A 25,463-nucleotide genomic window follows, 5' to 3' on the forward strand; every position below is an offset into this window, starting at 1 on the left:
CGGCGTTGGTTGCAAATGATGTCGCGGTTTGAAGGGGCCTCGCGGTTGTTTCGCCGTAGCGAAGCGGTTGCGAAGGCCTCTTTTTCGTGTAGTATGTCGGCCAATCAACGAATAGGCCCGGCCTTCACGACCGGGTCTTTTTTCTTGGGCCGGACGCCGTGCTGGTTGCAGGCAGCGGACTCATAATCCGCCTCCGAAAGGACACCGTCGGTTCGAATCCGACCCGGCCCACCATCGATGCAAAGAAAGGGTTCCGATAATGTCGGAACCCTTTTTGTTTGTGTGGCGTGAAGCGGGTTTGGCGTGCGGCAATAAGTCACTTCCGTTCTGTTATTAAGCTACGCGCCGCGGACTTCTATCCAGTTGGATAAAAGTTGTTCGTCGTCATTTGGGCGGCATTCAGACGCGTGTTAAGCAACACATTTCACGCTGAGGAAAAATCGTCATTTCCTTTTGCGTTCGTCGGCGCAAACTCCGTCAGAGTTTCGTCTTGTCATTTGTTGGTTTCCGTTTGGCGCTCTGACGCACAGACTCTGTCGCGATGGCAGCGCTAACCTGAGTACAAGGCGGCCCGAAGTCCGCTCGGTGGGAGTGGCACGTCGTTTGCGTAAGGACGGCTTCCAAACCATATCAATAACGAGAACGACCATGCGACCTGACCACACCGCTGATGAGTTTGTCCAGACTCAAACCTTGTTGCCTACTTCGCCGGAAATCGAACGCGCAGGCGTGCCGCAACCGCAGGTTAGCGCGTTGTCGCGCGTCACGTTCTGCTTTGCGTGGCTGTTCGGGCTGGAGCCGTTCCTGACCGGACCGGCCGCTGAGATTCCGCGCTCGAGGCTTGATCGCTAATAGTCTGTGACACGGAGCAGCGTGCGCAGTCGTGCGATTTGGGCGTTGAAAGTTTCGCCGCTCGTCGAGGCAATTTCTGCAGCCGGACATCAATCGATCGGGATCGTCACGCGAAGGCCCCGCAGGTCCACCGTAGCGCCGGGCTTTCGGGAATAGCCGTTGCGCGCTGAGTGTTGGGAGACATTCCCATTCTCAGGATGCTCATTATGCAAACCGATCCCACCATCGACCCCGTCGCCGATCCCGCCAACCAGCCACTCGATGAACCCGGCGAGCAACCGCGTCCATTGCCGGGCGAGCCGCCCGAAACCGATCCGCTCGCGCCTGGCGCTTCACCCGAGGACGAGGACGCGCTGCGTCGGTCGCAAGACAAGATATAAGGCCGTGGTTGTGGGGAATTAGGGAAACTCCGTGTAAAAGAATGGCACGCTCGTGCCGTTTAATGAAAGTGGAAGGCTGTTCGATGTTTGCCATCCGCTTTCAGCACGGGTTCTTGTCACGCGGCGGTCGGCGCCGCATTACACCTCCGGGCAATGCCCGTGCTGAAGGCTTTCCCTTCGACGCACGGGCTTTGTGAAAACGTCTCAGTGGTTTCGGACCCGCTTACGGGCCCTTGCAGACCAAATGAGACGCGGGCGTTGCTACGAGCACTTCTGCTGGGCTGTATTCCGTCACCTGTCGCGCGACAGCAGACAAACGCGGCGCATCGGCCGCGCGCGGATTTCAGCGCTATCGAACTGCTCGACTGCCTAGCGCCAGAATAAAAACATACCGTCAAATTCAATTGCCTTCGCAAAAAGAAAGTTAATGGTCAAAGCCAATTAACATGGGCTAATTCGAATCGAATGAAGCGACTGCATCAATTCAATAAAGTTCCCAGTTTTCAAAAATAAATTTACAGCGGCCGGATGCATGCGGCCAATTGCCTCGTTTCCAGGCAATCACACGCCTCTGATTTCTTAATTGCTCCGACCCGATTACGTCACGATTATTAAAACGCTGTTGCATGCGCACAACTGAATATATTGAGAAGTTGCAAATTACTTATGGCCACGGCAGGTGCGACATCCGCCTGATTTAGTCATAAACATCGGGAAAACAAAGACTTAATGCCTGCGGCCATTGGATTGTTGCTGTTTACGAAAAATCCTGTTGCGTGAATTGCCGACCTCGCTACCAGGGCGTCCCCCTACACTCACGCTTCGTTTCAAGGGTGCCCGACGATCCGGAACGGGTCGGTTGAAGGGCGGCAACAGGTGCGATGCACACGCTGCCGAGGCAGGTCCCGCTCCCCGCGTAAATTTATCGAACAGGAGTCCCACGCATGAAAAAGAGTCTCATCGTCGTTGCGGTTGCCGCATCGTTCGCCTCCGTCGCTCACGCACAAAGCAGCGTGACTCTGTATGGTCTGCTGGACGCGGGCCTGACGTACACCAGCAACGTCAATCACAACGCAAAGTGGGCAGCCGGTAGCGGCGGCATCAACCAAAGCATGTTCGGTCTGCGCGGTTCGGAAGATCTGGGCGGCGGTCTGAAGGCTATCTTCACGTTGGAAAGCGGCTTCAACATCAACAACGGCAAGTTCGCTAACAACAACGGCATGTTCAACCGTCAAGCGTTCGTCGGTCTGTCGAGCGCGCAATTCGGTACGGTCACGCTGGGTCGTCAATATGACGCAGCTCAAGACTACCTGGCACCGCTGACCGCAACGGGCAGCTGGGGCGGTACGTACTTCGCGCACCCGTTCAACAACGACAACCTGAACACGAACGGCGGCTACGCAGTCAACAACTCGGTCAAGTACTCGAGCGCTAACTACGCTGGCTTCACGTTCGGCGGCACGTACGGTTTCTCGAACCAGGCTGGCGCATTCGCAAACAACCGCGAATACAGCGTCGGTGCTGCATACCAGTGGCAAGGTCTGCACCTGGGTGCTGCTTACGCCCAGCAAAACAACCCGGGCGCAGGCAACACGGGTGCTTCGGACGGTTCGTACGTCAACGCACTGGCCGGCAACGTCGGCAACTTCCGTCAACGTGAATTCGGCGTTGCTGGTTCGTACGCATTCGGCCCGGCAACCGTCGGTCTGGCATGGACTCAATCGCGTTCGGACAACTTCGTGGGCGGGCAGCAATCGCTGCGCGCTAACAACTACGAAGTCAACGGCAAGTACAACCTGACCCCGGCTCTCGGCCTGGGCGTGGCTTACACGTTCACGGACGGCAAGGGCTACGGCGTTGGCGCGAACGGTGGTTCGGAGTCGGTGCGCTACCACCAGATCGGCGTGCAGGCTGACTACTCGCTGTCGCGTCGTACGGACGTCTACGCTCAAGCCGTGTACCAGCACGCAATGGGCGACGGCGGTGTCGCTTCGATCTACAGCGGCGACAACACGCAACTGCCGTCGTCGTCGAAGAACCAGACGGCTGCTACGGTCGGTCTGCGTCACCGCTTCTAAGCTTCAGCAGAAGCTGGTCGTTGTACGAAAAGGTGCCGTGCGCGGCACCTTTTTTTATGCGCGCGCGATTCGATGGCGGGCACCTGGCGAGAATGCCGGATGCCGCGCGGCTTGCAGGGCACAGGCGGCCCTGCCTGATTCAGAAAATCGTACGCAGACCGAGTGCAACGCCGGTCTGGTTGTTCTTGCCCGGCAATTCGACCGAGGCCGCACCCGATACCTTGTCGAAATCGACCGTACCGTACACCTCGGTGCGCTTGGACAAGGCGTACTCAGCTAACGCCACCAAGGTATAGCGATTGCCGCTGCTTACTTGTCCGTTACCGATCGCCGCGTTGGACATGTGGTCGTAGTACGCCGCGCCCGTCAACGTGAGCGCGGGTGTGGCCTGCCACGTGATGCCGGCGAACGGACCGTTGTCGACGCGGCCCGAGCCCTTCAGGATATCGACGCCAGGCACGAGCGTTTGCTGCGCCAGCGCGCTGTCGACGAAACCGGTGTCGTCTTTCGAATGCAGATAGCCGACGTACACCTTCGCCGTGCTGAACGCATAGACCGCGTTTGCGTTGAAGATAGTCTGTTTGTGATTGCTGTTGTCGCTGTTCTGCTGCACGCCGCCCGCGACGCTCAACGGGCCGGCCACATACGACAGCGTGAAACCGTACATCGTGCCCGCGCCGAGATGGCCCGGCACCTGGCCGGAGAAACCGCCCGCGCCGGTCGATTCGGAGTTGGTACCGAACGAGTACATCGCGGCCATGGTCAGGCCTTTATACGTGCCGGTGTATTTTACGGCGTTGTCCGCGTAAAGCCCCGCGCCGAGCGCGCCCGGCAACCATGAATTCTCGAAGTAGTTGCCGACCGTGAGCGGGTCGTAGGTGTCGCCGAGCAGATCGAACAACGGCGTCTTCTGACGGCCCAGCGTTAGCGTGCCGTATTGGCCGCTCAGGCCCACGTACGCATTGCGGTTGAAGAGCCGCTGGCTGTCCGAGGCGGACCCGTCCTGCAGATTGATGCCGCTTTCCAGATCGAAGATCGCCTTCAGTCCGCCGCCCAGATCTTCCGAGCCGCGCAGACCCCAGCGGCTATTGGTGATCGCACCGTTCGTCATGAACAGACGGCCATCGTTTTTGGCGTTGGAGTTGGTCAGATAGCGCACGCTCACGTCGGCGACGCCGTACAGCGTGATCGAGCTCTGTGCCGAGGCGTGTTGGGGGGTCATCGCGAGGGTGGCGCCACTCACGATGGCAGCGGTCTTGAGCAGTCTCATTTGTCTCATTGGAATATCTGCTAGATGGTTATGGTTTATTCATTCGAGTCCGGCGTGTGCAGACGGACCACGCGCCGGCGCGCCGATGATAGACCCACACCCGCGTCGAGCCAAAAGTCCTTTAGCGCAATAACTTATTGCAGTTTCTAACCATTGTCCCGCGCTGTCTGACAAGAGTTAACTTTCTCGCAGGCGTGCTTGGGTTAGTCTGAAATCCATTGATTGATAGACGCTATTTCGCGGCGACGCCAGCCCGTGTGCAGCGGCCGCGCGTTTTTACCGCATGGATAATTCCACTCGAAAGCCGCAGCCTCATTTGCCGACCACTTACGATCTGACTGACGAGCAATGGCATCGCATCGTCCCGCTGCTGCCTGAAATGAAAGCGCTTGGACCTCGCCGTGGGCGTCCCAGCATCGATATCCGCTGGGTGGTGAATAGCGTGATGTGGGTGCTGCACGCGCGCGCGCCATGGAGCGCGATGCCGGAGCGTTATGCGCCGTATCAGACGGCGCATCGCTACTATCTGCGCTGGAAGAAGTCCGGCGTGCTGGCCGACATCGTGTTCACGCTGTTCGGGACCGATGCAATTCTCGAGCGGCCTATCACGCGAAGGAGCGGCGTGCGTGCTGCGTAGATTGCAGCTTCGCAGCGACAGATAAAAAAGGCTGTCACCCGATTTTCGGCGACAGCCTTTTTTGGTCGGTCAGGAAGTCCGCCGATCGGGCACGACGGACCGTGGCCCGTATGACCCGCTCACACAGTTTGCTCGACCTTGAACACGGCGACGGCATGTCGCAGGTGTTCGGTTTGCTCATCGAGCGAGCCGGCCGCGGCGGCCGCCTGCTCGACAAGTGCGGCATTGCGCTGCGTCACGTCGTCCATCTGACGGATCGCGAGATTGACTTCGCCGATACCCGAACTCTGTTCCTTCGAAGCCGCCGAGATCTCGTTCATGATGGCCGTCACGCGGCGCACCGCGTCGACCACCTCGCCGATCGTGCTACCCGCCTTGCCCGCGAGCGTCGAGCCTTCGCCGACTTGCGCGACCGACTGATCGATCAACACCTTGATCTCCTTGGCCGCTGTCGCGCTGCGTTGCGCGAGATTGCGCACCTCGCCCGCCACCACCGCGAAGCCGCGACCCTCTTCGCCGGCGCGCGCGGCTTCCACCGCGGCGTTCAGCGCCAGAATATTGGTCTGGAACGCGATGCCCTCGATCACGCTGATGATCTCGCCGATCTTGCGCGAACTATCGGTGATGCCCGCCATTTTCTCGACCACGTCGTTGACCACCTGGCCGCCGCGCGCGGCGATGCTCGACGCGTCGCTAGCCAGTTCGGACGCGGTGGCCGCATTGTCGGCGTTCTGCGTGACGGTCTTGGTGAGTTCGTCCATGCTGGCGGCGGTCTGCTGCAGCGACGCGGCCTGTTCCTCGGTGCGGCTCGACAGATCCAGATTGCCCGCGGCGATTTCCTTCGAGGCGACGGTGATGGTTTCCGCCGAGTTCTTGATCCGCGCGACGGTGGACGCAAGTTGATTGCGCATCTCACGCAGCGAGAACAGCAGGCTTGACGTGTCGTCGCGGCGCAGCTCGATGCGAGTGGCCAGATCGCCGCGCGCGATCTGCATCGCAATCGAGGCCGCGGCGGAAGGCTCGCCGCCAATCGAGCGCGACACGCTGCGCACCACGCGCGACGCCACGAACGACACGATCACGCCGAGTACCACCAGCATGCCGGCCGAGCGTGCGAGCGTCGTGTAGAACTGCGCCTGAATGTCGTCCATGTAAGCGCCGGCGATGAAGTCCCAGCCCCACGGGGCGAAGCGTTTCACGTAGCCGATCTTCTCGCTAGGCGTCGTTTCGCCGGGTTTGGGCCACCAGTAGCGCAGATAGCCGGCGCCGGCCGCTGAGCCGCCGGCCTGGGCGATGTCGTGATACAGCGCGTTGCCTTTGGCGTCGCGGAAGCCGCCCATGTCCTTGCCGTTCAGCTTCGGGCTCATCGGGTGGTCGACCATGACCGAGTCGCTGCGCACGATCGTCACGTAGCCGGAGGCACCGTAACGTTGCGCATTGATGCGCGCGATCGCTTGCTGCTTCGCTTCGTCGACGGAGAACTTGCCGGCGTCGGCCTGTTTCGCGTAGTCCGCGACGATCGATACCGCCATGTCGGTGACGTCGGCCAGATCTGCGCGCCGTGCGTCCATTTGACCGTTACGCGCTTCGTACGCGTTCACAACGGTCACGATCAGGAGCGCGGCCCAGCACAGCAGCAACGGCACCCACAACTTCTGTTTCAGTGTCAGACGGTTCATTATCGGATTCGACAATACGTTGAAATCGGAATAGGGACGGGCTGCAATCTGCGCTGCATAGCTCGCATAACGGCGCGTGCGGCGCTTTCTTTATCCGATTGCTCAAAAAACAGTCGAACGGCCGCGCGCAGGCGGCTGCCGCAATACGCGGAGCAAAAACGGCAGGCAGGGCGTTGGGTGCTAGAGCTGTTCCCGGCCGAATGCGCCTAGACGTTCGAGGTCGAGCACGTCGATCTGGTTGTACGAGAGGCGCAGAATTTGCAGCCGTTCGAGGTTTTGCAGCGCCTGGTTGATCCGCTGACGCGAAACGCCCGCCAACAGGCCGACTTCTTCCTGCGAGATGGCGAGGGTGCGGCCGGTGTCGGGATAAAGATCTGCGTTGAACAACTGCGCGAGCGACTGCGCGACGCGCGCATCGACATCGAGCAGCCGGCTATTCTGGATCGACGCGATGAATTCGCCCATGCGGTTGTTCAGTTGCCGGATCACGAATGCGTTGAACGGCAAGCTGGACGCGAGCAGCGTGTGAAACGTCTCAGACGGCACGAACATGACCAGCGAAGGCTGAATTGCCGCCACGTCGTATTTGCGCAATTCACGCTTGATCACGCTGCCTTCGCCGAACCAGCCGCCGGGCGGCACGCCGGACAGGGTGCAACTGCGGCCCGAAGGGCTATAAATGGCAAGTTTGATGAGTCCGGAATGGACGCCGATCCAGTAGTCCGAGGGTTCCTGGCGGCGCGCGATCCACGCCCCGCCTTCCAGATGCTCCGCGTGCGCGCTCGCGAGGACCATGCACTGATGCTCGGCGGCGAGCGCCCGGAACCACGCACAGGTGGCGAACAGGCCCGGCAGATCGGCGCTCGCAACTCGCTCCGGTCTGCGCGGACGGGCGTCGGCGGGGGCGGTGAGCGGAGCGTCGTTCATGGCAGCTTGCGGGTTTTTCGGGTGGAAGTAAGTGCGAGAGCGCCAGGGCGTGCCACTCTGTCATTTGAATGACAGACAGTTCACCATGACCATTGTTAGCCTAGCTCATCAAGCAGAATAATCGACGGCGCGGCCAGCGCCTTAGCAACCATGTTGCATGGGACCCGAGTAAGCGCTGAAGCGCTAACTCTGGTCGACCGCTTTGCATGGGACCCGAGTAAGCGCTGAAGCGCTAACTCTGGTCGACAGGAGACGATGCGATGAAACACATGTTCGAAGCAGGCCTCGAGCGCCGTGAGGCCAACTACGTACCGCTCACCCCGATCGATTTCATCGTGCGCGCAGCGGAAGTCTACGGTGAGCGGCCGGCGGTCGTCCATGGGGAGATCCGCCGCAACTGGCGCGAGACCTACGAACGCGCCCGGCGTCTGGCCAGCGCGTTGCAGCGGGCCGGCATTCAGCGTGGCGACACCGTCGCGGCCTTGCTCCCCAATATTCCTCCGATGATAGAAGCGCACTTCGGCGTGCCCATGGCCGGCGCCGTGCTCAATACGCTGAATACGCGGCTCGACGTATCGTCGCTGTTGTTCATGCTGCGCCATGGAGAGGCGAAGGCGTTGATCGTCGATACCGAGTACGGCGAGTTCGCGCATCGTGCCGCGCTCGAATTCCCTGACCTGCGCGTGATCAGCGTGGCGGACGCGATGCCCGCCGATCCCTCGCAATTTATCCGCGCCACAGACTACGAAGCGTTCCTGCAATCCGGCGACCCCGAATTCGCGTGGACCATGCCCGCCGACGAATGGGACGCCATCGCGCTGAACTACACCTCCGGCACGACCGGCGATCCGAAAGGTGTGGTCTACCACCATCGCGGCGCGTATCTGAACGCGCTGAGCAATATCCTCGAATGGGATATGCCCAAGCACGCCATCTATCTGTGGACCTTGCCGCTATTTCACTGCAACGGCTGGTGTTTCCCGTGGACGGTGGCCGCGCGAGCCGGCGTCAATGTCTGCTTACGCAAATTCGATGCGAAGACAGTGTTCGATCTGATTCGCCGCGAAGGCATCACGCACTATTGCGGCGCGCCGATCGTGCAGAGCGCGCTCGCGAACGCGCCGGCGCAATGGCGCGAGGGTATCGAGCATCGCGTGTCGACGATGGTGGCGGGCGCGGCGCCCGCGCCTGCGGTGATCGCGAAGATGAAAGAGATTGGCTTCGATCTCACGCACGTGTACGGGCTCACCGAAACCTACGGTCCGGCCGCGGTTTGCGCGAAACAGGAGGATTGGGAGACGCTCGACGACGGCGCACGCGCCGAGATGAACGCGCGGCAAGGCGTGCGCTATCACCTGCAGGCCGCGGTAACCGTGCTCGACCCGGACACGCTGACACCCGTGCCCGACGATGGCGAGACGATCGGCGAAATCATGTTCCGCGGCAACATCTGCATGAAGGGCTATTTGAAGAACGAGCGCGCGACGGAAGCCACCTTCCAGGGCGGCTGGTTCCATACCGGCGATCTCGGCGTGCGAATGCCCGATGGCTACATTCGCATTCGCGATCGCAGCAAGGACATCATCATTTCCGGCGGCGAGAACATTTCGAGCATCGAGGTCGAAGACACGCTGTACCGTCACCCCGCGGTGTCTGTAGCAGCCGTGGTGGCGATGGCTGATCCGAAGTGGGGCGAGGTGCCCTGTGCCTTCGTCGAGCTCAAGGAAGGGGCGCAGGTGAGCGCGGAAGAGATCATTGCGCACTGCCGGCTTTTTCTTGCTGGATACAAGTTGCCGAAAGCGGTGCGTTTCGGTGAATTGCCGAAGACGTCGACGGGAAAAATTCAGAAGTTCGAACTACGCGCGCGCATCAAAGCGGAAGAAAAGCCATGATGCGATGGTAAGGCGTGCCGAATGGCACGCCTGTTGGCGGTAATACGTGCCGCGGGGCAAGCGCACGTGGGGGCGTGGATCACATGTGCGTTATCGCACAGGATCGCCCGCCGCTCGCGAGCTTAGCCGCGCGTGTCGACCCAGTGACGTGCCCAGCGTGCCGAGTGCTGCAGCGCCTGCTCTTCGTTCTTGAAGTAGTCGAGCGAATAGAACTGATAGCGCCCTTCGGTACGCGCGCTGTCGGCGCGTTCGAGCAACAGATTGGAAGAAAAAGTTCCATCGGGCAAACGGTGCGCCGAGGGTTTGACGGCATAGCCGTTGTAGTGATGAATATGTTTGTTTTGCATTTTATATTTTAATGATGTTCGAGTGCGCGCCTGCCTTGCGGACCCTTCTAACGAGTCGCGCGGACGAGCTGATTCAAGCCATTGCGAGCCGAATCCTGACGCAGTCGGAAAGTGAAAAATGGGCGTAGAAGCCGGAGGGGAGAATGAGGTGCAACGAGGCGTTTGGCGCTCAGGCAAGCTGCTTGAAATGACATGCAGCTCAAAGCGATACGCGCCAACTGTGGGAGACAAAGCTCCGCGAGGATGTCGCTGCAGCCCGATGTCCGTTGCCGGACACCGAGCCCTTCAAACTTACAGCGGCTTGATGTTAGCCGCTTGCAGACCCTTCGGGCCTTGCTTCGTTTCGAAGCTCACTTTCTGATTCTCAGCCAGCGTCTTGAAGCCGTCGCCGCTGATTTCCGAGAAGTGCGCGAACAGGTCGTCGCCGCCCTTGTCCGGGGTGATGAAGCCAAAGCCTTTGCTGTCGTTGAACCACTTAACGGTACCGGTATCCATGAAGAATCCTTGAGGTAAAAAATAGAGAAATGTGCTCTGTGAAAGAGCGTGTGAAGCGTCAAGGAGGGAGAGGACAACGAATACCGCTGAGGGAGCGAGACATTGATGAACAGCAATCGAACTTCTTGAACTTCGGACGCCACAGTAACCGCCGGGGTATGTCAGCGTCAACACTTAACTTGTAACTGTTTTGCCGCACACGGCGCGCGGCTTGTGCTGAGCTCGTGCCGATAGGGCGTTGGTTCCCGGCCTGCCACGCCGTGCGGTTCAGCGCGGCAAGCCATTCCAGCGGCAACGCGTTTCAGATCAGATGCCCACTTTGTGCGCCGTCAGGATCAGGCGCAATCCGAGCGCGGCGACTGCGCTCGCGGCGACGCGATCGACCCAGCCTTTCCATTGCAGATAGATTTCACGCGGCCGCTTGCTCGAAAAGCACAACGCGACGATGGTGTACCAGCCGGCTTCGATCGCGAAGATCGCGGGCGGCAATGCAAAGTAGCACCACAGCGGCGGATGTTGCGGCAGCAGCGCCGCGAAAATGCTGCCGTAATAGACGGCTGTCTTCGGATTGCTGAGTTGCGTGCTCAAGCCGATCCAGAACGATTTGCGAGCATTGCCCGAGACCGCTTGCGAGGCATCGAAAGCAAGCGGTTTGGCCGCGCCGCGCCAGATTTTCGACGCGAGGTAGATCAGATATAACCCACCCGCCACTTTCAGGCCGACATAGAGCCATTCGACGCTCGCCAGCAAGGTATAGAGACCGAGCAACGCGACGCCGCTAAAGAATACGCCGCCGACGCCCATACCGAGGGCGGTAGCGAGCCCATCGCCGCGCGACAATCCGATCGCATTGCGGGCGACGATCACAAAGCTCGGTCCCGGACTCATGGCGCCCAACAGCAGTGCGGCCAGGATGGTGATGATGGCGGTTGAAGCGGTCATGGTCGAGTGTCTCCTATGCGCGAGCGTGCCAGTCAGTGAACATAACATGAGAGAAGAGGCTTTGCTTTTTTGTCCTTGCTGTGCGCTCATTTCTTGTCGATGGGTATTGCCGGTTCTACTCGCAGTCTGGATAACCCGACTAGAATTGAAAAGCGCTGCATCGCGGACTAACAATTCCTTGCTGCAAGCAAAAGAAATTGGATGCTAGAATCGCTTTCCATACGCTGAAGCAGCCCCGAACCACGGGGCGAGACACGAGCGCAATTCGATCCGGTTGCCGCCGAATCCCCCATAATCCAAGATTTATTGGGCATGATTTCCAGGTGCGAGTTTTCCCGCATCGGGAGAGGCGTCGCGAGTTCGATTCGCACTCGAGCCATCTGAATCACGCATAGGCTTCGCGTTTTTTAGCGAAGCCTTTTGCTTATCTAACGCGAGCATTATTAGCCGCGACACTGGTACGTTATGAAAGAGCTTGGGGAACAACGGCAGCTCGACTTCGACGGGAATGCGCGCGAGCGCCTGGTCGCATGGATCCGCCGACGCATGGACGAATACGGCATTACGATAGAAGCGCTCGCCGAAGCGATCGAAGCCGACGCGGCCGCGACGCGCGCCGTGATGTATCGCGACGCCTACGGTAATACATGGGACGGTCACGGTGATAAACCGGACTGGCTCGCGCGTGCAATTTACGCTGGACAGAACATCGATCATTTCCGTTGCTAGGAAGGGCGTCCGCGGCTTGCGTGCGGATGTCGCATAGCCCGTCGGCGCGTTCCTTTGCCGTTGATCGCATGCACGATCTGCCTTAAGATCGGCGGGTCGTTGCCGATTCCGTGCCCATTCATGCGGGCGCATGCGGCACAGAACTGGAAGCTGCATGCCGTACGGTCATCGAACTCCTTCATCTGAATTTCCGGCTTTTCGTTTTCCTGCATGGCTCCGTTGTCTCGCGATATTCGGCTTGTTGTGGCTGAATATCGACTGGTCGTTTGGTGCGGCCCACGAGCCTGCACGGCAGCCGTCCGCGCGCACGAGCCGGCACGTTGAGCAGTCCGCCAAGCGCACCTCCAAGGCGAAAGCACAACGCTCGAACAAAGCCAAGAAACCGACCACCGGCAAGACTCGGCGTCGTGTCGCACACAAGTGCAAGCACGTGGCTAGCCCCGTGCGGACGATGCATGTCAGCAAAGTCACGCCCAAACATCGTCGGCAAGCTGCGCGCAATGCGCGGGATCCACGCGGCGTGAGACGTCCCGTAGCGATGACGGCAAAGGGCGAGACGCAACGTGCGTCAGCGTCGCGCGCCGCGATGTCGCATAAAGGCCCTCGTTTGTTGGCGCGCTGCGGCTATACGCCGAGATCCCGCGCTTTGCTTCGCGCCAGATCCGTCTACGTCGTCGACGAACGCACGCAAACCGTGCTTGCCGAAAAGCAGGCGGACCGCGTCATGCCAATCGCTTCGGTATCCAAACTGATGACGGCGGTCGTGTCACTCGACGCAAAGCATGCATTGAACGCGCCGCTCAACGTCACGGTTCAGGACCAGGATTTCGACAAATTCACGGGTTCGCGTTTGAGTGTCGGCTCGACGCTGTCGCGCCATGACATGCTGCATATTGCGCTGATGTCGTCGGAGAATCGCGCTGCGGCCGCGCTCAGTCGCGATTACACGGGCGGCCGTCCAGGTTTCGTGGCGGCGATGAATGCGAAGGCGCGCTTGCTTGGTATGCGGCACACGTCGTTCGTGAATGGCACGGGCTTGTCGGCGCAGAACGTTTCCACCGCGCGCGATTTGTCGCTGCTGGTTGCCGCGGCCAGCCGTTATCCGCTGATTCGCGCTTATTCCACCGATCGCGGTCAGGTGGTCTTACCCGGCGGCGGGCGAGCGAGCTTGAGTTATCACAACTCGAATGCGCTCGTGCGAGGCGGCGACCGCTCGATCGTGCTGCAGAAAACCGGCTTCATCAACGAAGCTGGGCACTGCGTCGTGGTGCGAATGAAGGTGCACGGCAGGCCGGTGGACATCGTGGTGCTGGGCGCGCCTGGCGCGCACGATCACATTGCCGACGTGGAGAGAATCAGCCGCTGGCTGCACTGCTCGCTGCGATGAGGGGTATTCGTCAGACGAGACAGGCCAGAAAAAAGGCCAAAAAGATGGCCAAAAAAAAGCCCGCGCAAGGCGGGCTCAACTACTCGGAGTTTCGCGATCCAGTCGCTAGAAGGATCATGGTCAGTGTATGTGAAAGCTATATGAAAGTGTAGAAAAACCGCGTCAAAGATCGAAAAATACGGTTTCCTTAGCGCCTTGCATGTGGATATCGAAGCGGTAAACGTTCGCCACATTCGGCTCGCGGCGCGCGATCAGCGTGTCGCGCCGCTCCGCTGGAACCGTTGCCAGCACGGGATCCTTCTCGTTCGCCGCAGCTTCGTCCTCGAAATAGATGCGCGTGAACGTGTGCAGCAGCATGCCGCGCATGGTCAGGATCACATTCAGATGCGGCGCTTCGTCCGGACTGGCCCGGCCCGGTTTCACCGTTTCCACGACAAAACGTTTGTGCGGATCGGTGCCGGTGCCCACGCGCGCAAAACCGCGAAAGCCGGTTTTCAGGATTTCCTCACGCGACTCCGGGAAGTGACCGTTCGAGTCCACTTGCGACACTTCGAGCATGGCGTCGCCAATCACCTTGCCGTCGCCGTCGAATACTTGCCCGACCAGCGTGATGTGCTCGCCGGCCGCTTCGCGGTCGGCCAGAACCGGTGTGAACAGGCTCTTGAAGTCGAAATCGTACTGCTGCGGGCACAAACCGTACGCGAAGTACGGTCCAACCGTCTGCGAAGGCGTCTGCTTGAGAGTGGTCATGGCTTAGCGCTCCATCGGAGTTTCGTTGCGGCCGCGCAGCACGATGTCGAAGTCGTAGCCGAGCGCATAGGCCTCTTGCGTGGTGTCGAGCGAGAAATCCGCGATCAGACGGTCACGGGCTTGCTCCGGCGTGCCCTGGAAGATCGGGTCGAACGCCAGCAGCGGATCGCCGGGGAAGTACATCTGCGTGACGAGGCGCGAGCCAAAATGGTCGCCGAAGAGCGAGAAGTGAATATGGTTCGGACGCCACGCGTTCGGATGGTTGCCCCACGGATACGCGCCCGGCTTGATCGTCAGGAAGCGGTAGCGGCCTTCGTTGTCCGTGATGCAGCGGCCCGCGCCGAGGAAATTCGGGTCGAGCGGCGCGTCGTGCTGATCGGCCTTGTGCACATAGCGGCCGGCGGCGTTGGCTTGCCAGATTTCGACCAGCGTGTTGCGCACCGGGCGATTGCCTTCGTCGAGCACACGGCCCGTCACGATGATGCGTTCGCCGAGCGGTTCGCCGTTACGCACGGCGTTACGCGTCAGGTCGTGATCGAGCGCGCCGAGGTCGTCGGTGCCGTAGACCGGCACGCGCTGGTCGCGCAGCTTTTCCTTCAGCGGAATCAGCGGAAGTGTCGGGCCGCGTTTGACCGACGAACCGTAGCCGGGATAGACGTAAGGCGGATGGGACGGGAAGTCGCGCGCGCTGAGAAAGGAATCGTCCATCAGTGTCTCCTTCGAGGAATTGTGGGATACGACGTTATGGAGAGACTTTATCCAACCTAAGAGGTTATGCAAAATGACGTTTTCGCCCTTTTCGTATAACCTGCCGTTATGCAACGCAGCCTCGCGGATAGCCGCGTCAAATTCCGTCATCTCCAGTGCTTTCTGGCCGTCGCGCAGTTCGGCAGCGTCCAGCGGGCGGCCGACAGCCTGTCGATCACCCAGCCCGCGGTTTCCAAGACGGTGGCCGAACTGGAAGCGATCCTTGGCGTGAAGCTGTTCGAGCGCGGCCGCCACGGCGCCGTGCCGACCCGCGAGGGGCAACTCTTCATGCCGCACGCGAGCGCTTGCGTCAGCGCGCTGCGCCAAGGCGTCGATCTGCTGGCGCGCGCAGAAGGCGCGGCCGCCGCCACGCTGGAAATCGGCATTCTGCCGACCGTCGCGGCGGCGTTGATACCGCCTGTGCTGAAGCGGTTCGCCGCGCTCTGGCCGCGCGTGATCGTGCGTCTCGCGACGGGCGCCAACCCCGAATTGCTCGAGCGCCTGAAAGCGGGCACGATCGAATTTGCGATCGGTCGGCTGGCCGATCCCGAGCGGATGGTCGGGCTCAGTTTCGAGCAGCTGTTCAGCGAGCCGTTGATCGCGGTCGTCCGCGCCGGGCATCCATTGGCCGCGGGCGCGGGGTTGCCGGCCGCGTCGCTCGAAGATTTCCCGGTGGTGTTGCCGCCGTTCGGCACGTTGATCCGGCAATCGGCGGACAGTCTGTTGAGCGCATGGGGCGTGCCGCCGTTGTCGGCGTTCATCGAGGTATTGTCGGTTTCGACGGGCCGCGCGTTGACGCTGGAGAACGGCGCCGTGTGGTTCGTTCCGCTGAGCGCGGTCGAATACGAACTGGCGCACGGCATGCTGGTACGTTTGCCATTGCCCTTCGCCGGAACCGGCGAGCCGGTCGGATTGATCCGGCGCTCGGACACGCAGCCGTCGCCGGTCGGACGGGCGTTTATCGAGGCGGTGCGTGAGGTCGCGCAGCAGCGCATGGCTTCGCGTGCGGACAAGGCAACAGGGAAAAGGGCGCAGAAGCGGAGCGGTAAATAGGGCGTTTCGTCCCGATCGTGAGTGTCTGGTAGCGCGAGGCGCAGGGCGGCACCGTCGAGTGAACCATTCGGTACAAAATGAAGGTTGCGAACGCCCTGCTACCCGGTGTACAAACACGGTGCAAAAGCCGTCGCGTGCCGCGATGCCGCGGCACGCCACGCATGCGGTGTCACACTGCGGGTGCGGCGGCGGCTTGCACCGAACACCAGAAACAGTGCGAATAGCGTCGAAAGACTGTAAAGGAGATTGCCATGCCCAGCGACTTGCCCACTCCAGACGCCGCGCTGCGCGCCGTGTCGGCGCCTGAGCACAATCCGCTCGGCACTGCCGGCCTCGAATTCGTGGAATTCGCGGCGCGCGATCCGCAGGCGCTCGGCGAGACCTTCACCAAGCTCGGCTTCAAAGCGATTGCACGGCATATCAGCAAGGACGTCACGCTCTACCGTCAGGGCGAGATGCAGTTCCTCATCAACGCCGAGCCGGACTCGTTCGCCGCGCGCTATGCGGAGGAATACGGCGCGGGCATCTGCGCGATCGGCATTCGCGTGGCGGACGCGCAGCGCGCCTTCGACCGCGCGATCGAACTCGGCGCATGGGCGTTTGAAGGCGAAAAGATCGGCACGGGCGAGTTGCTGATTCCGGCCATTCAGGGCATCGGCGACTCGCATATCTATTTCGTCGACCGTTGGCGCGGCCGCGGCGGCCAGCGTGGCGGCCTCGGCGACATCTCCATCTTCGACATCGACTTCCGGCCCATCGAAATCGACACGGCGCATGCCGACTTGAGTCATGCGGGCAACGGCCTCGTCGCCGTGGACCATCTGACGCAAACGGTCGGCGAAGGCCGGATGCAGGAGTGGCTCGACTTCTATCGCGACCTGCTCAACTTCCGCGAGATTCACGAGTTGCACGCCAATTGGCATGTGTCGGCGGAATCGCGCGTAATGGTGTCACCGTGCGGTGCGATTCGCGTGCCCTTGTACGAGGAAGGCACGAGCCGGACCAATCTGATGCACGAGTATTTGCCGGACCATCCGGGCGAAGGCGTGCAGCACATCGCCCTCGCCACCGACGACATCTTCGCGTGCGTCGAGCAGTTGCTCGCGAACGGCGTCGAATTCGTCGAGCCGCCGCCGCGTTACTACGATCAACTCGACGCGCGTCTGCCGGGTCATGGGCTCGATGTCGCGCGACTCAAACGCACGCACGTGCTGGTGGACGGCGAAATCGGCGCGGACGGCGTGCCACAACTGTTTTTCCAGACCTTCGTGCGGCGCCGCGCCGGCGAAATATTCTTCGAGATCGTGCAGCGCCAAGGTCATCACGGCTTCGGCGAGGGCAATCTGAGCGCACTGGCCAAAGCGCGCGAACCGGCTGGCGCCTGAAGGTTCGACCTGACGCCCGCGCTGGCTCAAGCCTTGTCGGGCGGGCTGCCTAGCTCGGGATTCACCGCGTTATAGGCCGCGGCTTCGTGCAACAGCCACTCGCGGAAACTCGCCAGCGGCCTGCCATGACTCAACTCGGTCGGATAGACGAGGTAGTACGCCGAGTCGGCGACGGCGGGCGCATCGAGCGGAATCACGAGCCCGAGCTGGCCGAGCTGCGCATCGACGAAAAAACGCGGCACCAGCGCAATGCCGAGGCCGGCCGCGGCTGCGCTGATGAGCATGGTGTGGAGCTCGTAGCGCACGCCTTGCATGGCCCGGTTGTCGTCGACGCCCACGCTGGCGAACCATGAGGCCCAGTCGTCCGGCCGGGTGGTGGAGTGCAGCAGCGGGTAGTTCAGAAGCTCAGCGGCGCTTTGAACGGGGCGCTTCAGCAGACTCGCCGCGCACACCGGCACGACCTCTTCGCTGAACAGAAAATCCGCCGACGTACCCGGCCAAGTGGGCTTGCCGTAGTGAATCGCGGCCTCGAAATGGGTTTCGGCGAACGGGAACGTGCCGGTTCGCACGCCCATGTTCACGCGCACGTCCGGATACCGCGCGTTGAATGCCGCGAGCCGCGGAATCAGCCATTGCGACGCGAAAGTGGGCAGAACCGCCAGTTCCAGATAACCGCCGCCACTGCCGTGCGCGATGATGGACAATGTGTCGCGATCCAGTTGTTCCAGCGAGCGCCGCACCTGCGCGCTATACACCTTGCCCGCTTTCGTCAGCACCACGCGCTGTTTGACGCGCACGAACAGCCGCACGCCGAGATTGCTCTCCAGCGTATTGATCTGCCGCGACACCGCGCTCTCGGTGAGAAAGAGTTCGCGCGCCGCGTGCGTGAAGCTCTCGTGCCGCGCGGCAGCTTCGAAAGCGAGCAGCGCGCCCATGTTGGGGATCTTGAATTTTCGCACGTTGATTCCAAAAGCGCATCAAGTGGCGATTTTATCTCGCTTTACGGGAACCCAGGCGATTTGAATAATCACGTCGTCGAGCCTGCCATCCGGTGCTATTGCCTCTGCGCCGGCAGGTTCGTTCGAACACGTCAATCAGCGCCCGTCAAAGTCACGTAGAGAACCGCTATGCGAAACATCAAGAATGCGAATGTCGAACAACTGCTGCTGAAATTGCTCGGCGCCGAGAAAACCACACGGCTCTTCGCGACACTGAACCATCCGCGCATTCTGGACGAATGGGAAGGCGGCATCGTCACGCGCGCCGAGCTTGCGCAGGCGTTGAACATGACGCTGTTCGAGGATCTGCTGGCGCGCTCGGCGAACGGCCGTCAGTACACCGAGGAGACGATCGCGGCGGGCGGCAGCGTGTACTTCGATCACGGCGCGTTGCGCACGGTGCGCTGGCCGCACAGCGGCGCGCTGCCGACTGGCGAAGCCGCGTTCGCGCGCATTCTTCGTCCGCTCGGCTTCAGCATCAACGGCCGCTATCCGCTCGACCGCCTCGGCATGACCGGCCGCGCGTGGGCGCATGACGACGCGCCCGATGAAATCGCGCAGTACTTCGTCAGCGAATTGCATCCTGAACGGTTCTCGCCGGAATTTCAGCAGGCGGTGACCAACGTGATCGGCGCGTCGCGCGATCCGTTGACGCCGCGCGCCGTCGGCCAGTTGTGGGAGCTCGAGCGCGACGGCGTGCTGCCGCTCGACTCGGCGCACGAATTGCTGCCGGTGATCGTCGGCGCGTTCGCGCGCCAGCACGACACGCCACGCGAAGCCGATTACGAAGTATTGTTTATGGAATCGGCGGAGATGGCGTGGATCGCCACGGAAGGCAACGCGTTCAACCATGCCACCGACCGCGTCGCGGATGTCTTTCAATTGTCCGATGACGAGAAGGCCAAGGGTCGTCCAATGAAACCGGAAGTGGAGCGTTCGCGCTCGGGACGCGTGTTTCAGACGGCCTATCGTGCCGACCTCGTGAAGCGCGAGTTCCGCGCGGCTGACGGCAGCGTCGTGACGCGTGACGTGCCGGGCTCCTTCTACGAATTCATCACGCGCAAGCGGACTTTCGATCAGGACGCGCGTCGTTGGGAAACGGACCTGCGTTTTGACGCGGGCAACGCACAGGGCATCTTCAAGATGACCGCGAGCCAGGCTGCCTGAGCGCGCAGCGGCGCACAGGCACGAGAGACGGGGGGCGCAGTGGGAACGTCATTTGATGAGGAACAGGGCGCGGGCGTCGACGAACTGCACGATTACGGCAGGAACGCATTGAAGCGGGCGCCGCACGTGGCGACGCCGTTCAGCGGCACCGCCGCCGTAATGCAGGCGCTCGAAGCCGATTTGCGTAGCCACGTGCGTGGCGAAGTGCGCTTCGACCAGGGGTCGAAAGCACTGTATGCGGCGGATGCGTCGAACTATCGGCAAGTGCCGCTCGCCGTCGTCGTACCCGCGGATGTAGACGACCTGTTGGCCACGCTCGCCGCTTGCCGTCGCAACGACGTGCCGTTTCTCCCGCGCGGCGGTGGCACGTCGCAGAACGGACAGTGCGTCAACGTCGCGGTGGTCGCGGACGCGAGCAAGTATGTGAACCGCGTCGTGTCGGTCGATCCGCTCGCGCGCGTTGCGATCGTCGAACCCGGCGTGGTCTGCGATACCTTGCGCGATGCCGCCGAACAGCACGGCCTCACCTTCGCACCCGACCCGGCGACGCACAGCCGCTGCACGCTCGGCGGCATGATCGCCAACAACTCGTGCGGCGCGCATTCGGTGATGGCCGGCAAAACGGTCGAAAACGTCGAAGCGCTGGAAATCGCGACCTTCGACGGCGCGCGTTTCTGGGTCGGTCCGACCTCCGATCAGGAACTCGAACGCATCATCGCCGAGGGCGGCCGTCAGGGTGAAATCTACGCCGCGCTGAAGCAGTTGCGCGATACCTACGCTGAGCAGATTCGCGCGAAATTCCCTCAGATCAAGCGACGTGTGTCGGGCTTCAATCTCGATCAATTGCTGCCGGAAAACGGCTTTAACGTCGCGCGCGCACTGGTCGGCACCGAGGGGACGTGCGCGCTCACCTTGCAGGCGAAAGTGCGCCTCGTGAAAAGTCCGGCGATGCGCGTGATCGTCGTTGTCGGCTTCACGGATATCTACACGGCGGCGGATGCCGTGCCGCATTTCATGCGCTGCGGGCCGATCGCCGTCGAAGGACTGGACCGCGCGATCATTCGCGGTTTGCAGGCACGCGGTTTGAAGAAGGACGAGATTGCGTTGCTGCCCGAAGGCGATGCGTGGGTCGTGCTCGAATTCGGCGCGGACACGCAAGACGATGTGATGCTTAAGGCGCGAGCCGCCGCCGCTTACTTTGCCTCCGGCGAAGCCGGGCCGAACGTCTCGGCGATGCTTGTTGAAGACCGGGCGTTACAGGCCAAGGTCTGGTCGATTCGTGAGACGGGCGCGTCGGCGGTGGCGTTGTCGGTCGATTGCGGCACGCCGGACCCCGTGGTCGGCTGGGAAGATGCCGCGGTCGATCCGCTGCGTCTCGGCGATTATCTGCGCGCATTCCAGGCGCTGGTGGATCGCTACGGTTACGAGACGAGTCTCTACGGCCATTTCGGCGATGGCTGCGTGCACGCGCGCATTACCTTCGATCTGCGCAGTGCGGAAGGTGTCGCGACGTGGCGCAAGTTTCTGCGCGAAGCGGCCGAACTGGTCGTCGAATTCGGCGGTTCGCTGTCGGGCGAACATGGCGACGGGCAGGCCAAGGCCGAGTTTCTGCCGATCATGTATGGCCCCGAGTTGATGCAGGCGATGGAGCAGTTCAAGGCGATCTGGGATCCGGCTAATCGTCTGAATCCAGGCAAAGTCGTGCACGCCTATCGCGCCGACGAGAACCTGCGCATGGGGCCCGCCTACAAGCCGGTCACGTTGCAAACCAGACTGACGTTTGCGAGCCAGGAGGGCGACGGTTTTCAGCGTGAGGTCGAGCGATGCATCGGCATGGGCAAATGCCGTTCGCTCGAAGGCGGCACGATGTGCCCGAGTTATCGCGCGACACGCGAAGAGAAATATTCGACGCGTGGCCGTGCGCATCTGTTCTGGGAAATGCTGCAAGGCGACGTGATTGCCGACGGCTGGCAAAGCCGCGAGGTGAAGGAAGCGCTTGACACGTGCCTCGCCTGCAAGGGCTGCAAATCCGATTGCCCGACGCATACGGACATGGCTTCATACAAGGCGGAATTTCTTTCGCATTACTACGAGTCGAATCGTCGGCCACGGCAGGCGCTGTTCATGGGACGCATCGGCGAATGGGCGCCGTGGGCGGCGCGTTTTCCACGTCTGACGAATTTCATGACGTCGGCGCCAGGTTTGGCTTCGTTCGGCAAGTGGCTGGCCGGTGTGGCGCAAACGCGCGAACTGCCTCATTTCGCACGTGCCACATACAGGCAGATCGCACGGCGTTCGCCGCAAGCGGCGCGTGATGCTCGCGGCGACGTGAAGAAAGTGATCCTGTGGGTCGATACGTTCAACGATCACTTCACGCCCGAGATCGCGCAGGCAGCCGCCGATGTCTTAAAGCAATTGGGCTGGCATGTCGTGTTGCCGAAGAACCGGTTGTGCTGCGGGCGCCCGCTGTACGACTTCGGCCTGCTCGAACGCGCGCGCGAGTTGCTCACCCACATTCTCGACGACCTCGCGGACGATATCGCCGCCGGCGTGCCGCTAGTCGGTCTCGAACCGGGTTGTTTGTCGGTGTTCAAGGACGAATTGCTGAAGCAACTGCCCAATCATGCATTGGCGAAGAAGCTGTCGGCGCAAACTTTCCTGTTCTCCGATTTCGTCGCGCGTCAGCCGTTCGATTGGCCGACGCTCGCCGCGGACGTGATCGTGCACGGGCATTGCCATCAGAAGGCGCTGTTCGGCATGCAGGGCGATACCGCGCTGCTGAACAAGCTCGGCGTGAATTGGAAACTGCTCGATACGGGATGCTGCGGTATGGCCGGATCGTTCGGCTTCAACGCGGAGCATCACGCGCTGTCTACGAAGATCGGCGAAGACAAGCTATTTCCAGCGGTGCGTGCGGCGGGCGCGGAGACGATCGTGTTGACCAACGGCTTCAGTTGCCGTGAGCAGATCGAGCAGGGGACGGGGCGTCACGCAATGCATATCGCGCAACTCGCGCAGCGGGCGTTGGCGGCGCGCTAAAGCACATGCACGCGCGCTGCTGCGCCTGCGTTTACTTTTTCGTCGATTCGATGGTGGCCGGCGCTTGCGGAATGTCAGCGCTGGTCGCCATCCACAACACTTCGGCGTCTTCTTCACTCGTGGAGACCGCTGCGTGACCGGTGCGGCTGTCGAAGTAGAGACTGTCGCCGGCGTTCAGATGCGTCGGCGCGTACAACTCCGAATAGAGGCACACGCTGCCGCTGATCACGTACAGAAACTCCTCGCCTTCGTGACGGCCCCAGTCGTCGAAGGCGTCGAGCGTGTGCGCGGAGATGCGGATACGAAACGGCAGCATCGCCTTGTGCGCGAGGTCGGTGGCGAGGAGTTCCATCTGGTAGCCGCGATACGCGTGGCGCTGACCTTCGTTTTTGCGGGTCAGCGCGCGGCGGCCGCTGGCGCTGACTTTTGGCGTGGAGCCGAACAGCTCGCCGATTTCGATCTTCAGTCCGAGGACGATTTTCTGCAGCACATCGAAAGTGGGGGACATCAGGCCGTTTTCGACCTTCGAGAGCGTCGAGCGGGACACGCCGCACAGGCGGCTGGCGGTTTCCAGTGTCAGATCCTGCGCCTGACGGGCGGCGCGGACGCGGCGGCCGAGGTCGGTGATGGACGGATCGGCGGATTTGGCGAGATGGGTGTCCATGGGGCTTGATGCTTTGAATGCGCGCTTGGGAGGGACAATGTTGTTTCCGATAATAACATTTGGGGCGAGCGGCAAGTCTGCGGGCGAGATTCAGGCGGTGGCGGTGGGCTCTTCGTCAGCGATTTAAGCCGGTTCGCGCGGCCTGAGCGGGGTAGTGGACTCGCGAGATCGAAGCTAGCGCGACATTCGTGTATTTTTCTCATCGGAAACCTGATTCATGGTCGAGGAGTGGCCGCCCGATAGCGTCGTTGCCGAGCGCAATATTAGTTTGAGTTGCCGGTCGCGTTTATATTGCGGGCCATGATAATCACGATGGCCCTAAGCTTGTCCCGATTGGAGCGGTAATCCAGGTTAGCTTGACCCTGAAAAAATTAGGTGAAACAGATGATTGCGGGATATCCATCACCCCACGCTTTATTAATCGAAAAGTCTATGATGCGATCGGCATGCTAATAAATTCTGTTAAATCGTTTCGAAGATAGATTTTCCGTTGTCGTATGCATTACGATGCTGGAATTAAAAGCAGCATCGACAAGATAAACGATCCATGTCTCAGAATCGTAAAAAACGACCGACGGGGAATCAGGCGCGTAGAAAACCGCTGGGTAAAGCCAAACTTTTGCCACATACCACGACATATGTGCGCGAACAGTCGTTGCGCTGGCATCTCGCCTTGGCCGCATTTCAGGCGGGCAAAGGCAATGGTGAATTACTGGCAAAACTGGTGAAGGTGCTTTACCTCGCCTGGTATCTTCAACAGGCCGGGTTCGGCGCGCTGGAGCGTGACCTTTATCTCGATGCCGAACGTATTCTGGATGCCGCTGCCCGCAGCGCGAGCCGGCAAATCTGGCGGATCGCGGCAGTGGACTGCGCGCCGATCACGAGGCTTCTTGATTTGCACGAGCAGCAGCTGCAAACAGCGCCGGTATTCGCAGTGGACCAAGCCGAGTCACGCGTCGTGCGCTTCGGTCAGAGCGAGAAACGTTCGCCGTGGTGAGCGGATTTGAAGTGTGACAACTTCAACGTGGGTCGTCGCCGGCAGTTATCGTGGAGTCGGGCGTCACGATTCCTCTTTTGACGCGGGCTGTCTGCGGCCCGGTCGTGGCTGATCAAGCGACGTTTACTGTCAGGCGTGCCTCGAGCGTTCGTTGAATCGCTGTGTCGCAGCGTGCAGCGCCGCGCTCGGACTATCGAGCGGCCGTCTACCCTTCTGAACGAGGCCGGCGGCGGCCGCCATCCACGGATGAGCGAAGGCGACAACGGTCGCGCCTGCCTCATACGCCGCATCGGCTGATGACGCGGTCGCCGCGAGGCATGCTCGAATGTCGCCCGCTTTGAACAGCGCCCAAACGTGGCCGACGTGAACGACTTCCACCGACGCAGCGCTTTTGCCTGCGTGCTCCGCGAAGAGCTTCCGCGTCGCTTCGATTGCCGATTCCGCCGCGCACAATACGACGATTCTCCCGCCCACTTCCGCTGTTGCCGCAGCCAAAGCGACATCCGCCCGGACGATAGGCACAGGCGGACTCTTGATATCGGCCACTGCGGGCCCGAGTGTGGCGCAAGTGAGAATGACAGCGTCGGAATCGGCTGCCAGCGCGAGAAGACGCTGGTTTGTCTGGGCGCGCAACTCGTCGGTAAACGCCTTCGTTCGGTCGACCGCCTCGCGAAGGTCCGCTCTCACTTCATGGTGAAGATCTTCGGCCCGCAGTCCAAGCGTTTCTGCTGCCTGCTCAAACACCTGGCGGTTTCCATCCATCGTATGCAGAAACGAAATACGCATTGCCGTATGCCTCGGTATCAGGTGTGTCGTGTCGACGCCGCTTCGTATTTCCACGCCGGCGGGCGCCCGATCGGTTCCGCTGCATTGTTGCAACGCAGGTGCGGGCTAACAAGGCAAGCGCTCGTACCGGTATCGCGGGTACCTCCTTCACGCGAGCGATTCGCGGCGATATAGCGGCCTTATGGTCCGTTGTTCCGCGCATTCGAGACGCCCGTTGAGCCCTAATATCAGCGGTCCGCGCGCTGTTAGCTGTCATTTAGCT

General features: G+C 61.2%; 23 protein-coding genes and 1 tRNA gene. 13 read left to right on the plus strand and 11 right to left on the minus strand.

The genetic code is table 11. From position 1 onward, the window contains the following. Positions 1-146 precede the first annotated feature (146 nt). The 4 genes from ACFSNN_RS01405 to ACFSNN_RS01420 all read left to right on the plus strand — a co-directional run bounded on the left by ACFSNN_RS01405 (position 147) and on the right by ACFSNN_RS01420 (position 3,310). Positions 147-234, plus strand: a tRNA-Ile gene (locus tag ACFSNN_RS01405). A 414-nt stretch (positions 235-648) separates the two neighbouring features. Beyond that, complete coding sequence (locus ACFSNN_RS01410; RefSeq protein ID WP_166799331.1) at positions 649-852, plus strand: hypothetical protein; 204 nt, start codon at positions 649-651, stop codon at positions 850-852. 206 nt (positions 853-1,058) lie between these two features. Further along, complete coding sequence (locus ACFSNN_RS01415) at positions 1,059-1,232, plus strand: hypothetical protein (protein ID WP_166799332.1); 174 nt, start codon at positions 1,059-1,061, stop codon at positions 1,230-1,232. 944 nt (positions 1,233-2,176) lie between these two features. After that, on the plus strand, positions 2,177-3,310 hold the full coding sequence (locus ACFSNN_RS01420) for a porin (RefSeq protein ID WP_012428566.1): 1,134 nt from the start codon (positions 2,177-2,179) through the stop codon (positions 3,308-3,310). Positions 3,311-3,449: 139 nt separating this feature from the next. On the opposite strand, the gene ACFSNN_RS01425 is transcribed toward ACFSNN_RS01420, so the two are convergent. Then, complete coding sequence (locus tag ACFSNN_RS01425) at positions 3,450-4,580, minus strand: porin (RefSeq protein ID WP_134465530.1); 1,131 nt, start codon at positions 4,578-4,580, stop codon at positions 3,450-3,452. A 283-nt stretch (positions 4,581-4,863) separates the two neighbouring features. On the opposite strand from ACFSNN_RS01425, the gene ACFSNN_RS01430 reads away from it, so the two are divergent. Beyond that, positions 4,864-5,217 carry a transposase gene (locus tag ACFSNN_RS01430; protein WP_134462050.1) on the plus strand — a complete coding sequence of 118 codons (354 nt, stop codon included), beginning with the start codon at positions 4,864-4,866 and terminating at the stop codon, positions 5,215-5,217. 119 nt (positions 5,218-5,336) lie between these two features. Here ACFSNN_RS01430 and ACFSNN_RS01435 read toward each other — a convergent pair whose 3' ends face one another. Beyond that, entirely contained in the window at positions 5,337-6,896 is a 1,560-nt protein-coding gene (locus ACFSNN_RS01435; protein ID WP_134462053.1) for a methyl-accepting chemotaxis protein, read from the minus strand. Between the two features lie 180 nt (positions 6,897-7,076). Beyond that, positions 7,077-7,823: a Crp/Fnr family transcriptional regulator gene (locus tag ACFSNN_RS01440; protein ID WP_134462056.1), complete on the minus strand. Its 747-nt coding sequence runs from the start codon at positions 7,821-7,823 to the stop codon at positions 7,077-7,079. Between the two features lie 260 nt (positions 7,824-8,083). Between ACFSNN_RS01440 and ACFSNN_RS01445 the strand changes: the two genes are divergently transcribed. Continuing rightward, positions 8,084-9,715 carry an acyl-CoA synthetase gene (locus tag ACFSNN_RS01445; protein WP_134462059.1) on the plus strand — a complete coding sequence of 544 codons (1,632 nt, stop codon included), beginning with the start codon at positions 8,084-8,086 and terminating at the stop codon, positions 9,713-9,715. A 122-nt stretch (positions 9,716-9,837) separates the two neighbouring features. Here ACFSNN_RS01445 and ACFSNN_RS01450 read toward each other — a convergent pair whose 3' ends face one another. The 3 genes from ACFSNN_RS01450 to ACFSNN_RS01460 all read right to left on the minus strand — a co-directional run bounded on the left by ACFSNN_RS01450 (position 9,838) and on the right by ACFSNN_RS01460 (position 11,499). Beyond that, positions 9,838-10,062, minus strand: coding sequence for a hypothetical protein (locus ACFSNN_RS01450; protein WP_012428560.1), 225 nt, complete (start codon positions 10,060-10,062; stop codon positions 9,838-9,840). Between the two features lie 291 nt (positions 10,063-10,353). Continuing rightward, entirely contained in the window at positions 10,354-10,557 is a 204-nt protein-coding gene (locus ACFSNN_RS01455) for a cold-shock protein (RefSeq protein ID WP_012428559.1), read from the minus strand. Between the two features lie 306 nt (positions 10,558-10,863). Beyond that, positions 10,864-11,499 carry a LysE family translocator gene (locus tag ACFSNN_RS01460; RefSeq protein WP_134462062.1) on the minus strand — a complete coding sequence of 212 codons (636 nt, stop codon included), beginning with the start codon at positions 11,497-11,499 and terminating at the stop codon, positions 10,864-10,866. Between the two features lie 465 nt (positions 11,500-11,964). Between ACFSNN_RS01460 and ACFSNN_RS01465 the strand changes: the two genes are divergently transcribed. Together ACFSNN_RS01465 and ACFSNN_RS01470 are read left to right on the plus strand one after the other, a co-directional pair. Then, positions 11,965-12,228, plus strand: coding sequence for an H-NS family nucleoid-associated regulatory protein (locus ACFSNN_RS01465; protein ID WP_012428557.1), 264 nt, complete (start codon positions 11,965-11,967; stop codon positions 12,226-12,228). Between the two features lie 154 nt (positions 12,229-12,382). After that, the gene (locus ACFSNN_RS01470; RefSeq protein ID WP_134462065.1) at positions 12,383-13,615 is read left to right on the plus strand and encodes a serine hydrolase; all 1,233 of its coding nucleotides are present in this window, start codon (positions 12,383-12,385) and stop codon (positions 13,613-13,615) included. A gap of 162 nt (positions 13,616-13,777) precedes the next feature. On the opposite strand, the gene pcaG is transcribed toward ACFSNN_RS01470, so the two are convergent. Beyond that, on the minus strand, positions 13,778-14,365 hold the full coding sequence (gene pcaG / locus ACFSNN_RS01475) for a protocatechuate 3,4-dioxygenase subunit alpha (RefSeq protein WP_134462068.1): 588 nt from the start codon (positions 14,363-14,365) through the stop codon (positions 13,778-13,780). 3 nt (positions 14,366-14,368) lie between these two features. Beyond that, the gene (pcaH, locus tag ACFSNN_RS01480; protein ID WP_134462070.1) at positions 14,369-15,073 is read right to left on the minus strand and encodes a protocatechuate 3,4-dioxygenase subunit beta; all 705 of its coding nucleotides are present in this window, start codon (positions 15,071-15,073) and stop codon (positions 14,369-14,371) included. Between the two features lie 108 nt (positions 15,074-15,181). On the opposite strand from pcaH, the gene pcaQ reads away from it, so the two are divergent. Continuing rightward, positions 15,182-16,165, plus strand: coding sequence for a pca operon transcription factor PcaQ (pcaQ, locus tag ACFSNN_RS01485; protein ID WP_134462073.1), 984 nt, complete (start codon positions 15,182-15,184; stop codon positions 16,163-16,165). Between the two features lie 251 nt (positions 16,166-16,416). Next, a complete protein-coding gene (locus ACFSNN_RS01490) occupies positions 16,417-17,550 on the plus strand; it encodes a 4-hydroxyphenylpyruvate dioxygenase family protein (RefSeq protein WP_134462076.1) in 1,134 nt (377 codons plus the stop codon). Positions 17,551-17,576: 26 nt separating this feature from the next. Here the strand turns inward: ACFSNN_RS01490 and ACFSNN_RS01495 are convergent, their stop codons facing one another. Then, positions 17,577-18,509: a LysR substrate-binding domain-containing protein gene (locus tag ACFSNN_RS01495; protein WP_208949555.1), complete on the minus strand. Its 933-nt coding sequence runs from the start codon at positions 18,507-18,509 to the stop codon at positions 17,577-17,579. 168 nt (positions 18,510-18,677) lie between these two features. Between ACFSNN_RS01495 and ACFSNN_RS01500 the strand changes: the two genes are divergently transcribed. Both ACFSNN_RS01500 and ACFSNN_RS01505 read left to right on the plus strand, forming a co-directional pair. Then, a complete protein-coding gene (locus ACFSNN_RS01500) occupies positions 18,678-19,715 on the plus strand; it encodes a DUF1338 domain-containing protein (RefSeq protein WP_134462079.1) in 1,038 nt (345 codons plus the stop codon). Positions 19,716-19,754: 39 nt separating this feature from the next. Next, the gene (locus ACFSNN_RS01505; RefSeq protein ID WP_134462082.1) at positions 19,755-22,754 is read left to right on the plus strand and encodes an FAD-binding and (Fe-S)-binding domain-containing protein; all 3,000 of its coding nucleotides are present in this window, start codon (positions 19,755-19,757) and stop codon (positions 22,752-22,754) included. A 31-nt stretch (positions 22,755-22,785) separates the two neighbouring features. Here ACFSNN_RS01505 and ACFSNN_RS01510 read toward each other — a convergent pair whose 3' ends face one another. Then, positions 22,786-23,418: a helix-turn-helix domain-containing protein gene (locus tag ACFSNN_RS01510; protein WP_106282688.1), complete on the minus strand. Its 633-nt coding sequence runs from the start codon at positions 23,416-23,418 to the stop codon at positions 22,786-22,788. Between the two features lie 547 nt (positions 23,419-23,965). Between ACFSNN_RS01510 and ACFSNN_RS01515 the strand changes: the two genes are divergently transcribed. Beyond that, positions 23,966-24,415 carry a hypothetical protein gene (locus ACFSNN_RS01515; RefSeq protein ID WP_134462085.1) on the plus strand — a complete coding sequence of 150 codons (450 nt, stop codon included), beginning with the start codon at positions 23,966-23,968 and terminating at the stop codon, positions 24,413-24,415. Positions 24,416-24,544: 129 nt separating this feature from the next. On the opposite strand, the gene ACFSNN_RS01520 is transcribed toward ACFSNN_RS01515, so the two are convergent. After that, positions 24,545-25,201: an arylsulfatase gene (locus tag ACFSNN_RS01520; protein ID WP_134462088.1), complete on the minus strand. Its 657-nt coding sequence runs from the start codon at positions 25,199-25,201 to the stop codon at positions 24,545-24,547. Positions 25,202-25,463 lie beyond the last annotated feature (262 nt).

Source organism: Paraburkholderia dipogonis (assembly GCF_042680985.1).
In the GTDB taxonomy this organism is placed as follows: domain Bacteria; phylum Pseudomonadota; class Gammaproteobacteria; order Burkholderiales; family Burkholderiaceae; genus Paraburkholderia; species Paraburkholderia phytofirmans.

Bases quoted from the DNA above. Each gene is read 5' to 3' on its own strand.
- ACFSNN_RS01515 (WP_134462085.1), top strand. From the start codon at position 23,966: ATGTCTCAGAATCGTAAAAAACGACCGACGGGGAATCAGGCGCGTAGA.
- pcaH (WP_134462070.1), bottom strand. From the start codon at position 15,073: ATGGACGATTCCTTTCTCAGCGCGCGCGACTTCCCGTCCCATCCGCCT.
- pcaG (WP_134462068.1), bottom strand. From the start codon at position 14,365: ATGACCACTCTCAAGCAGACGCCTTCGCAGACGGTTGGACCGTACTTC.
- ACFSNN_RS01435 (WP_134462053.1), bottom strand. From the start codon at position 6,896: ATGAACCGTCTGACACTGAAACAGAAGTTGTGGGTGCCGTTGCTGCTG.
- ACFSNN_RS01410 (WP_166799331.1), top strand. From the start codon at position 649: ATGCGACCTGACCACACCGCTGATGAGTTTGTCCAGACTCAAACCTTG.
- ACFSNN_RS01490 (WP_134462076.1), top strand. From the start codon at position 16,417: ATGCCCAGCGACTTGCCCACTCCAGACGCCGCGCTGCGCGCCGTGTCG.
- ACFSNN_RS01460 (WP_134462062.1), bottom strand. From the start codon at position 11,499: ATGACCGCTTCAACCGCCATCATCACCATCCTGGCCGCACTGCTGTTG.
- ACFSNN_RS01420 (WP_012428566.1), top strand. From the start codon at position 2,177: ATGAAAAAGAGTCTCATCGTCGTTGCGGTTGCCGCATCGTTCGCCTCC.
- ACFSNN_RS01415 (WP_166799332.1), top strand. From the start codon at position 1,059: ATGCAAACCGATCCCACCATCGACCCCGTCGCCGATCCCGCCAACCAG.
- pcaQ (WP_134462073.1), top strand. From the start codon at position 15,182: ATGCAACGCAGCCTCGCGGATAGCCGCGTCAAATTCCGTCATCTCCAG.
- ACFSNN_RS01520 (WP_134462088.1), bottom strand. From the start codon at position 25,201: ATGCGTATTTCGTTTCTGCATACGATGGATGGAAACCGCCAGGTGTTT.
- ACFSNN_RS01465 (WP_012428557.1), top strand. From the start codon at position 11,965: ATGAAAGAGCTTGGGGAACAACGGCAGCTCGACTTCGACGGGAATGCG.
- ACFSNN_RS01440 (WP_134462056.1), bottom strand. From the start codon at position 7,823: ATGAACGACGCTCCGCTCACCGCCCCCGCCGACGCCCGTCCGCGCAGA.
- ACFSNN_RS01510 (WP_106282688.1), bottom strand. From the start codon at position 23,418: ATGGACACCCATCTCGCCAAATCCGCCGATCCGTCCATCACCGACCTC.
- ACFSNN_RS01425 (WP_134465530.1), bottom strand. From the start codon at position 4,580: ATGAGACTGCTCAAGACCGCTGCCATCGTGAGTGGCGCCACCCTCGCG.
- ACFSNN_RS01500 (WP_134462079.1), top strand. From the start codon at position 18,678: ATGCGAAACATCAAGAATGCGAATGTCGAACAACTGCTGCTGAAATTG.
- ACFSNN_RS01445 (WP_134462059.1), top strand. From the start codon at position 8,084: ATGAAACACATGTTCGAAGCAGGCCTCGAGCGCCGTGAGGCCAACTAC.
- ACFSNN_RS01455 (WP_012428559.1), bottom strand. From the start codon at position 10,557: ATGGATACCGGTACCGTTAAGTGGTTCAACGACAGCAAAGGCTTTGGC.
- ACFSNN_RS01450 (WP_012428560.1), bottom strand. From the start codon at position 10,062: ATGCAAAACAAACATATTCATCACTACAACGGCTATGCCGTCAAACCC.
- ACFSNN_RS01430 (WP_134462050.1), top strand. From the start codon at position 4,864: ATGGATAATTCCACTCGAAAGCCGCAGCCTCATTTGCCGACCACTTAC.
- ACFSNN_RS01470 (WP_134462065.1), top strand. From the start codon at position 12,383: ATGCCGTACGGTCATCGAACTCCTTCATCTGAATTTCCGGCTTTTCGT.